The sequence below is a fragment of the Acidobacteriota bacterium genome (assembly GCA_003225175.1).
In the GTDB taxonomy this organism is placed as follows: domain Bacteria; phylum Acidobacteriota; class Terriglobia; order Terriglobales; family Acidobacteriaceae; genus Gp1-AA112.
In genome coordinates this window covers 1-9,948 of record QIBA01000112.1, presented here as the reverse complement: position 1 = coordinate 9,948, position 9,948 = coordinate 1, and the positions used below count along the sequence as shown (strand labels likewise).

Annotated in this window: 9 protein-coding genes; 4 read left to right on the top strand and 5 right to left on the bottom strand. The window is 51.2% G+C overall.

Going from position 1 to position 9,948, the window contains the following annotated elements; genetic code table 11:
* From DMG62_22635 to DMG62_22625, 3 genes are all read left to right on the top strand, one after another.
* The coding region (locus DMG62_22635; GenBank protein PYY20666.1) for a class I SAM-dependent methyltransferase at positions 1-706 on the top strand (706 nt) is incomplete at its 5' end.
* Position 707: 1 nt separating this feature from the next.
* The gene (locus DMG62_22630; GenBank protein ID PYY20665.1) at positions 708-1,622 is read left to right on the top strand and encodes a hypothetical protein; all 915 of its coding nucleotides are present in this window, start codon (positions 708-710) and stop codon (positions 1,620-1,622) included.
* A gap of 48 nt (positions 1,623-1,670) precedes the next feature.
* Complete coding sequence (locus DMG62_22625) at positions 1,671-2,582, top strand: hypothetical protein (protein ID PYY20664.1); 912 nt, start codon at positions 1,671-1,673, stop codon at positions 2,580-2,582.
* 75 nt (positions 2,583-2,657) lie between these two features.
* Here the strand turns inward: DMG62_22625 and DMG62_22620 are convergent, their stop codons facing one another.
* The 4 genes from DMG62_22620 to DMG62_22605 form a co-directional block, all read right to left on the bottom strand.
* The gene (locus DMG62_22620; protein ID PYY20663.1) at positions 2,658-4,040 is read right to left on the bottom strand and encodes a hypothetical protein; all 1,383 of its coding nucleotides are present in this window, start codon (positions 4,038-4,040) and stop codon (positions 2,658-2,660) included.
* A 92-nt stretch (positions 4,041-4,132) separates the two neighbouring features.
* Complete coding sequence (locus tag DMG62_22615; protein ID PYY20662.1) at positions 4,133-5,773, bottom strand: hypothetical protein; 1,641 nt, start codon at positions 5,771-5,773, stop codon at positions 4,133-4,135.
* A gap of 7 nt (positions 5,774-5,780) precedes the next feature.
* Complete coding sequence (locus DMG62_22610; protein ID PYY20661.1) at positions 5,781-6,473, bottom strand: glycosyl transferase; 693 nt, start codon at positions 6,471-6,473, stop codon at positions 5,781-5,783.
* Positions 6,470-8,194, bottom strand: a complete 1,725-nt coding sequence (locus DMG62_22605) for a hypothetical protein (protein PYY20660.1) — start codon at positions 8,192-8,194, stop codon at positions 6,470-6,472. The genes DMG62_22610 and DMG62_22605 overlap by 4 nt, the downstream gene beginning before the upstream one ends.
* Before the next feature lie 617 nt (positions 8,195-8,811).
* On the opposite strand from DMG62_22605, the gene DMG62_22600 reads away from it, so the two are divergent.
* Entirely contained in the window at positions 8,812-9,087 is a 276-nt protein-coding gene (locus tag DMG62_22600; GenBank protein PYY20659.1) for a hypothetical protein, read from the top strand.
* Positions 9,088-9,477: 390 nt separating this feature from the next.
* On the opposite strand, the gene DMG62_22595 is transcribed toward DMG62_22600, so the two are convergent.
* On the bottom strand, positions 9,478-9,948 hold a 471-nt coding region (locus tag DMG62_22595), incomplete at its 5' end, for a hypothetical protein (GenBank protein PYY20658.1).

Sequence of the window (9,948 nt, the reverse complement as noted above, 5' to 3'; positions counted from 1 at the left end):
ACACTTTCCAACCGGAAAACCTCAAGAGCACAATCAATTTTATCTTGGAAACGGTCTTTTTGATGGTGTTGATGCCCTGGTGGCGTACTGCATGATTCGGCATTTCCAGCCACGGTTAACGATCGAAGTGGGCGGCGGTTTCTCGTCCCTAGTTTTGGGGCAAGCGACTGAAAAGAACAAGAACTCGGGCGTCATCTGTATCGAACCATTCCCGCGCGAGTTCCTCCGCGAGGGATTTCCTGGGTTGCAATCATTAATTGAGAAAAAGGTTCAGGACATCGGTCTGGAATTCTTCTCGCAACTGGCATCGGGTGACATCTTGTTTATCGACAGCTCGCACACGGTAAAGATAGGCGGCGACGTCAATTACCTCTTCCTGGAGGTATTGCCGCGTTTGAAGGCGGGAGTCATCGTGCACGTGCACGACATCTTCCTGCCCTTTGAGTACAGACGTGATTGGGTACTGGATGAGTTCCGCTTTTGGACAGAGCAGTACCTGTTGCAGGCCTTTCTGATATTCAACTCCGAGTTCGAGGTGCTAATGGCGAATAGCTATCTCAACCACTATCATCAACCAGATCTGAAAGCCGCTTTCCCCAATCTCCGCCGTTGGATTGGAGGCAGTTTCTGGATGCGCCGACAGGCCATCGGTGGATTGAAATCATCGCAAACGGAGAACGACACTGCGGCTCCCAGAAAACGCTGAAATGCAAGAGGAGATTAACAGACCAATTTTCGTCGTGGGCTCCCCGCGATCTGGAACTAGCATTCTTGCCTGGTGCCTTGGCCATCATCCAAACATCTTTCCAGTGCCAGAATCCAATTGGATAGGAGATTTTGCGGTGAATGTAGCTGTTGCCCATCAAATCGGTTCGGCGCGCGGTGGTTTATCGATACTTAGCGCGATGGAGATCCGTGACGACGAATTTTTTGCTGCATTCGGCCGAACCATTAACGAGCTGGTCGTGGGGCATCGCAGAGATCTCGAAATCAATCGTGAAAACAGCAATAGCCCGTCAAAGGTTAACCTGCGATGGCTCGAAGCCACAAGCATGGCCGCCGGGCCGAAGACTCGGTGGGTCGATGGAACGCCTGAGTATTCTTTGCACATCTGCGGCCTGCGAAAGCTTTTTCCTCAAGGTCGGTTCGTGCATGTGTTTCGCGATGTTGATGAGGTAGTTCGCTCGATGGTTAACTTCCATCGCGCAACAGGAATTCAGTTGGTAGCGAACGAAGAAGACGCGTACAAATATTGGCTGCGCACAGTTAGAGCATGTTTGAAGGCTGAGGAAGCGTACGGTCCGCATGTGGTTTATCGCTTGCGCTATACGGCCCTAGTAGAGAACCCTGGGTCGGCTCTGCGCTCATTACTGGATTTTGTGGGCGAGCCGTATTCTGCCAAATGCCTCGAGCCGCTTTCACAGCGTATCAATAGTTCCAATGTACCGCCGGATTTTAAGTGTGACGATCCTGCAACTGACGCTGCGATCGTGGAAGAAGCGCGGCGACTTTCTGCTGAGATTGGGAAGAGTTCGCAGCCCGCCAACGCGTCAGCCGCCGCAGCCGACGAGTTGGAAACTCAGTTTACCGCACGAGTGAAAACATATCGCGGCTGTGGCTAGAGCCTCTGAAACAGAACATCGAAACCCCAGGTAATTTCGTCCACAAACATGCGTAGCAAGCAGCTAGATCTGGCCACGTACGACACTGACAAGATCAAGCATTACTACCTCGAAGTATACGATCCTGTTCTTGCACCTTGGGCAGACAAGGACGTTAAACTTTTAGAGATTGGCATCCACAGGGGCGGCTCACTTAAATTGTGGCGCGATTACTTTCCGCGGGCTTCCATCACGGGGATCGACCTGAAGTTGCCGGACGGCTTCATTTCTGGAGAGCGTATTCAACTGTTCCAAGGTAGCCAGTCAGATACGCGATTCTTGTCTGAAGTCGCTGGTAAAATCGCCCCCGACGGCTTTGACATTATCATCGATGATGCCTCACATATTGGCGAGCTAAGTAAAACAACGTTCTGGCACCTGTTCGATCATCATTTAAAGCCGGGTGGGTTATATGCGATTGAGGACTGGGGCACGGGCTACTTCGATGATTTTCCTGATGGAAAGAAATTCGATCCGAAACCATCGATTCTCGATCCTTTCCCTTGTCACTCGCATGGTATGGTGGGTTTTGTTAAGGAGTTAATAGATGAACAAGCAGCTGGAAGCATTATGTTAGGTCGCAAAGAAGAGTTCAGGCTGTCAAAATTCGAAAGTCTGCTTGTCACCCAAGGCGTGGTTTTTGTCCGTAAGGTGATGCCGATTCTAACAGCTTGGCCAAATCCCGTGCCTGCCGGTAAAGGGCCCGGTAAAACGACGGTTACCTGGAACAGCGTCGACGGTAAGATTTATGTTTCGGTGAACGGCCGTGAGGAGATACTCTTTGCAGGCTCGCCGCGCGGTTCGCAGGACGCGGATTGGATCGAAGCCGGTTCCCATCACGAATTTCGACTTTACACATCAGATCACAAACCCCTCCTGGCAAAAGTGGTTGTCACGAGGGCCACCTCTGTACATCGCTGATACACGAAGTCGCCTTGACTGGCGGCGACGGCATCATGGATTCTCGAAACGGCTCGGTCTGGATCGAGTGTTGTTCTACCTGGTGAGGCATTCACGAACAACCCGACGAAGATTGTCCGGCAGGTCCGCCATTTCAGCGAGCGCTTTAAGCCTATTTTTCATTTCAGGCGAGATCTGCATCCGCAATTCGGACCCGCCTTGGGTTTGTGATTTAATCGCGCCGACTCTATTACGGTTGTAGTCATTCCCAAAGTGTCTGACGTCCGTTACTCCGTCGGCCTGTTCCACGTAACCGTAATCCTGAGTAGCGTTGTGACTCGGGTAACGAGTATCGTACGCGATGTTACCTATAAAAATGGAGTGAGATGCGCTTGCTCCTTTGCCTGGATTCACGCGCGCAACAAACCCGGCGTGCCCGGTACGCCCCCGCCCGTTATTATAGGATTTGTTCCCGACAACGATGCTGTTTTGTCCGCCAATGGCGAATCCTCCGCCGTCGTTGTCATGGGCGATATTGTTATAAATCACAGAATTCGGCGCCCATGTTTCAAATCCATTCACTGACCACCACCCGCCTCCTTGCGCAGCATCGTAACCGGAACTGCCATCGCTACAAATGTTTCCGCTGATGGTCGGCGCGTGCGTGCTAGGCAAACCTTGCACAAAGATTCCGCTGCCAAATCCCGACCTGCTTACCTCGTTGCGAGCGATGATGCCGTTGTCTCCCGAAAAGGTAATCCCAGCACCGTCACAATCGTTGCCAACAACGCGCCCATGGCTGGACCAGACCCCGGATCTCGCGCTAACAAGAATCGCTCCAGTTGCTGGCCTTGCCCCGGGCACTGTCCTGCTAATATAGTTACCTTCGATCGACCAGTTGTTACCCCCGAACGCGGCGATTCCCCATCTCCCGCTTTTAACGATCGCGCAGTTTCCCACCCGCCAGTTATTACCCTTGCAGGTGATGGCCGATAAGCCAACAGATGGGGTGTAGTCCCCCATGTTAAACGTCAGATTTTCCACGGTCCAATTATCTCCATCACATTGCAGCAAATGATTCCTTGGCATCCCGTCAACCTTCAGGACAGATACGCTCCGCCCTTCGCCCACGAGATGCACATCCGATGAGACAGCTGGCTCGTGCGGAGCGGTGATGCCCGAAGCAGAAATGATGTATGTTCCTTTTGGAACCACACACGTTCCGCCTCCCGCCTCGGCGACCGACTTTAAAGCCGCATTAAATGAGTCGGTATCATTCGTTCTCCCGTCACCGACCGCACCGTATGTTTTGACGTCAGCCACCGTTTGGCCGCTGGTGGCTGGCGCGGCCGGCTCGGGCGCGTTTTGGCAGTACCCACGCGGCAATTGCAGGACAAGTAAAGCGCTCGCCGCGCCAATAAGGAAGGACGGCAGCGGACATGTCTGCCCCATCAATGGCGATATGAACTTGGAGACCATCTTTTGATTGACCCCTGATTTTTAATTTTCCAGTTGCGATCCAGCCGATTTTCGCACACAGACCCAGCTTCGCCAATTGTTTCTCAAAAATCTCACGGCTCCGCCGCGTTACGGAAAAGCAAAATTGTTGGGAACGGATAGGTCATATCGGGAGGAAACTTTGATAGATCCAACCTCTTTCCGAAAACCGTGGGCGCACGACTATACGCTTTCACAAATCTGAAACCTCCGCCGCTTTCCACACGCCGAATCCAAAAGCTAAGCCAATTTTCGGCCAACGGACTTTCGAAACCCATTACAAAGAAATCTGCAGGCGTAGCAAAGGAGCTTTCGAGTTGGACCGCCACGTTGTCTCTCTTCAGCGGAAAAACTGCTGGCATGGCAGTGTAGAAGTAACAGCCACTTTCGCTCACGGCAATACTGGTCGAGGAGCGGTCCTTAATTACTTCTCGCATATCGTCGCGAAGCATCTCTCGAACATCTCCCTGTCTCATGGCGCGATCGTAAGCGAAGTCAAATAGTATCGTGGGAATGACCAAGAAAACAATTGCGACCATGACAAGAGCAAACAGGAGCCGTCGTTTGAGAAATTTTGGGAGAATGTCTTCGAAGGCCAAGCCCGCGAAAATACAAAACACCGGCAACAGTATCATCACCTGCCGGGCAAAAATATTAATGTAACTCTTCGCCATTGGATATGAGTACAAGGCCACGAACAGGCAGAGCGGGATGATAATAGGATGAAAAGAACGGCGCAACAGCACGTAGAGTGCCGGGAAATAAAGTAGTAGCCAGAGAAACGGATAGGTTGCGTACGGGATTAACACAGAAAAGTATCTCAACAGCGGAGCTAGATCGAAAGGATTTCCAGCTCCTGGCGGAGGCCCATAATGGGATCTTTGGAACGAGACCTCATCAACAACTCTCCGAAAATCCACAAATATTGTTGGCTCACCCAAAAGCACTCCTATAACAAACCCACTCAGGAGCAGCCAAAGCGGTCCTGACAAAAGATCGCCAATCGCCTTACGTAGCCGTCGCGCCCATGGAGCATTTGTGGAATCTTTCTGAAATAAAAGGAAGAGACACGGGATGCTAAGAACAGTTGCGGCGGGATACCTAATGGTAGCGGCCAGTCCCGCAACCAATCCGGTAATAACAAAAAGCCACCAGCGTTGATGTTGCAGTGCCTTGAGCGACAACCAAACGACGAGCACGCAAAGCAAATTGCTCAGAACATGACTCCGCATGAAATGCGAATAGATGACTTGCATCGGGAAAATGCCGTAAAGGAGCGCAGCAAGAAGGCCGCCTAGCTGTCGCCCCGTCATTTCAGTAATAACCACAAAAAGAACAACCAAGGTGACGAGATCGAAGGCCACCGTCATTAGGCGACCACAAAGCAGAATAAATTTAACTTTGCCTGATGGCGTATTCTCCTCCGGCATCGGACGCGCTCCTCCGGATAGCTCACGAAGCGTTTCAGGTACGGTCCAAAGGTAGTAGTTGAATGTGCCTTCAAAGTACGCATCAGGGGCGCGCAGCTTGCCAGCGAGAGGTTTTATCGGTAACATTCCCCGAATGCTGATGTATTCATCGGGTTGAAAGTTAAGATAATGACCGTAACCGCTGTTCATCGCCCAGGTTATCCCCGAAAGGCGAAGGTAGGCGGAAAGACCTACTATTAAAAGCAAGGCGAGAATAACCAGACCGCTGCTTTTTTCCTTCTCCACGTGATGTCTATCTACGAAAGAGGTTATATTTCATGATCGCATACATCGCTGCGATGCCGTCCTTCCAGTTAGTCTTTTTGCCCTGGGCGTATGTCCGCCCGTAGTAGGAGATGCCGACCTCATAAATGCGCGCTCCAGTCCGCGCAATCTTCGCGACAAGTTCGGGTTCGACGCCGAACCGTTCCTCCTCGATAGTAAGGCCATCCAAGAGTTCGCGTCGAAAAACCTTGTAACAACTCTCCATATCGGTCAGGTTCAAGTTGGTAAGCATGTTCGAGAGCAATGTGAGAAACCGGTTTCCGACCATATGCCAGAAGTAAACCACACGATGAGCTCGGCCGCCTGAGAACCGGGAACCGAACACCACGTCAGCACGATCCTTCAGGATCGGAGCTATAAGGATAGGATATTCTTTCGGGTCATACTCCAGGTCCGCATCTTGAACAATGACCAGGTCGCCCGTAGCTGCCTGGAAACCCGCACGCAGCGCTGCTCCCTTGCCGAAATTGCGTTCCTGCAGCACGATCTTATCAACCCATTCGCGAGGCTTAGCTTGCAGAAGTTCTCTCGTTCCGTCAGTCGATCCATCGTCAATGATAATAATTTCGACCTTCTCGACCGGGGCTTCGCGGACCGCTTCAACCAAAGCCTCAATGGTCTGTCGCTCATTATAACAAGGAATTACGACGGAGAGCTTCATCGGGCTGTCGTGCCAATCGGGCCGGACACCGAATTCGGAGCCAAAATAGACGCATTCTTTGTTAGTGTCATGGTTACACCTTTCGTACCGGATTTCTCGCTTCGTTTCCAACGGTAACCTTGGATCTGCGGCAGGCGTTGCACATCCTGATCAAGCTCTTTTGAAGGCACAAAGAGCGCATAAACTGGAATCGCGTGGCCGAGGCCACTTTGGATTAACCGCACCGCTTCGGCTTTCCCGTAATGCCAGAGGCGGCTGTAACAGTAGTTATGCTGATTGTCGATTGGCGCCGCTACGAATGGCTTCGGCAACACCACGTTTAAGTACGGAGGGTCGATATCGGACAAAACAATACCAGGAACATCCCGGAAGGAGCGGCTGAATTCCTCTGTCGCCTCATATCGAGGGGACCTCTTCTTAGTGTTCGCATAATTGAGCGCGTCCCAAACTTGGGATCGATTCCTCTGCGGTTGAAAGCCTGACTGTGATGGATAGCCAATGCAGGTGAGCAGGAATATGGTCAATACTCCAACCATTGATGGGGAAAAGCGCAGCTTAAGAGCCTGTAATACCGCCCACTCGGCAGGCAAAACAGCAAGCGCAACCACGAGGAAAAAGATAGGCAGGTATAACCTCGCATCCACGTAGAAATAGGTCACCGTCACGATAAAGTAGATGCCTCCGGCCAGAAAGGCGCTAAACGCAAACGCCGTCATCCGGACAAAGCGGAGACCAAGGGCAGAAAGACAAATGAAAGCCGGGACCAGATAAGTTCCGGTGCCGAATAGATTCGCGACTCGAAATTGATCCCAGCTACCATCAATCTCGGACCAGATCATCCTAAGCTGCGGAGGCACATTCCGTAACGAAAAGAATTGGTGGCTCTCAGTCCATCCAGGCACCCAGAAATCATAACCGGTCTTTAATGCATGCCCAAATTCCAACATGTTAAAAATGAAATATGGAGCTGCGGCTGCTGTGAATACCACAAGGACAAGGCAGCAATGCATGAGCCATCGCGGCCAGGAACCTCTGGCGGGAAACAAAGCCATGGCGAGTAATAACGGTGCCATGAACAGTAACTGTGACCGTATAGACAAGGACAATCCCAAAACAATAGCTGCACAGTAAATCAGCCAGCGGCGGCGCCAAGCGAGTCCCAAGTAGACCAGGGCAAAGGCGAGCACTGCGGCAGCTGCGCCGCTAAGATCGCTCATTGATGACCGGCTAAAGCTAATGAACGCTGGTTGAGTTGCGAGCAACAAGGTTGCCAATCCTGCCGCGAGCGGTCTTCCGATCGCCAAATAAAATACAAAGCTGCCTGTTAACAACAGCAGGCCGACCGTTTGATTTGTCCTAAAGGGAGCCAGAATCCCGTTGTGCGGCAAAAACCTCAGCCAAGGAATCATCAAGAGGGGGTAGCCCGGAGGGTAGCGGGAGGGCAATTTGTCGTAACCGATCTGAATGGTGGGTGCGCCTTCCTTCAAGATCGACGTGGCCAGTGCGAAATATTCTACCCCATCTGGATAAGGACCGAGATCAAGCAAGTCCGTCCGCTTCAACTGGATCCGGAGAACCGTGCCGTAGTAAAAGAAAAGCGACAGAACAAAGCAAAGAACACCTGTCGCGATGCCGGGCAAGCGCTGGCGGAGAGTTCCTGTAAAGCATGAAGAGATTGTTCGTTCTGGGTTGTAATCTTCCAGTTTATCCTTGCCTGTCATTTCGAAGCCTAATGCCCGATATTGATTGCTTTCCACACTAATTTGTGTCACCGACGCCACACAAGATTGATCGGCTTAGAGTGCGAAAGCATTTTTATTGGCATCGCAATCTACTCTGAGCTTGGACGAAATCGTCGAGGTCTTAAGACTACGTATCTCGACTTGCGGAAAAATGTGATTACCAAAATTGTTGCCTGCCTCGCGAGCCCAGACTGGATATACCTGCTGAAATCAATCCCAGCCTCTGGCGGACCAAACGACTTTATTATCTCCTCGGACGTTTTCGAAAACGTTTGCCTTCTGTGCGCCATTGACAACGTTTTCGGACTTCTGAAGCCTGGCGGATTATTCATCCTGACCGCTCCTTTTAGGATTCAGTCGAAACGATCGAGCATTTCCCCGAACTCCACGACTTTCAAATCATGGAGAGACAGGGAAACTATATCCTCACGAATGTTACTCGTGAACGTGCGCTCTAAAGATTTGATCGTCTTGTCTTTCACGGCCGACAGGAACGACGTTAGAAACGCGAGTTTTCGCAGAATGCGGTCTGGTCAAGCACCTTGCGGCGGCGGGCTTTCTGGAGACCGAGATTTATCGAAACCCATTCTTCCGTTATGGAATCCGGTGCCCACAGCCTTAGTCGCCGATTTCGGCAAGAAAACTTGACGCCGAGAATCAATTCTGAGGCCAAAGCAAGGCGACCCCGATTAAGCGAGGGGCGAAGGCAATACTGCAGCAGGCTGGGAGTGCTTCTGTCTCGGCCGTGCAATAGCGACAACCAACCTTTTGAACGGCTTGTCGAAAAAGCGATCGAGCAGAATCGAGACGACGACGACGATAATGAGAACAAACTCGCGGACGCGGAGAGGTTGAACACTTTATCAAACTAAAAACGGGAAGGTGAAATAAATAAAATGGATATGAAGCATCTCCTAATACTGAAAAATACTGCGCCACTCTCTTATCGTACCGAACACGATGTCCGTAGCCTATCCCCAAAATTGTAATAGTCCAAGTAAGTGGCCACAGGAACATAAGGAAGAAAGGATTAATCAAAGCCATCGTGCAGGTTCCTATGCTTTGCGCAAGAGAAGCGTATGGCCATTACCAGCGTTGCGATATGCCCAAAAGCCCAAAACCTTTCTGTCGTACTCGTGCCTCGACTTGTGCTCGTAATCGAGATTCGATTTCGTGGCTGAACACCGCTGCAACTCAGCAGCGTAACGGTGCCTTTCCGCGTCCAGCCAAGAAGAAGAACGTTACTACCAAAAAGGAGCCCTTCATGAAACGGCAGATTCAAGAAACGAGCGCCTCCACATGCTGCAACCGAGATACACATAGTAATCATCAAGGTGCGTTGAGAGAGACGTGCTATTAACGGGGTTGCAAAATAGAAAAATGCCTTGGAGAAGAAATAAGTTGCCGAGCAACTGCCCCCGATTGGGTGGACCGAATGCTTTGTTGATATCCGGTAGCAGCGCGATGAGTACAATCATGACCGTGTACAGCGGAAGAATACGAAGCGCTCTTCTCACGTACAAGCCATCCCTTTGCTTGGCAAACGACGCCGCTATTGAATAACCGGAGATTACCAAAAAGCCAAGCACTGCGGCCAAGCCGGAAAAGTACTGAAGGACCAGCACTTTTGAATTGGACGCTGCGTACAACGGAAGGTGAGCGGCAGCTACGACGAGTGCGAGGAAGAAGTGCACTGCCCCCAGAATAGGCCACGTCATGGTCCTTACGCGATT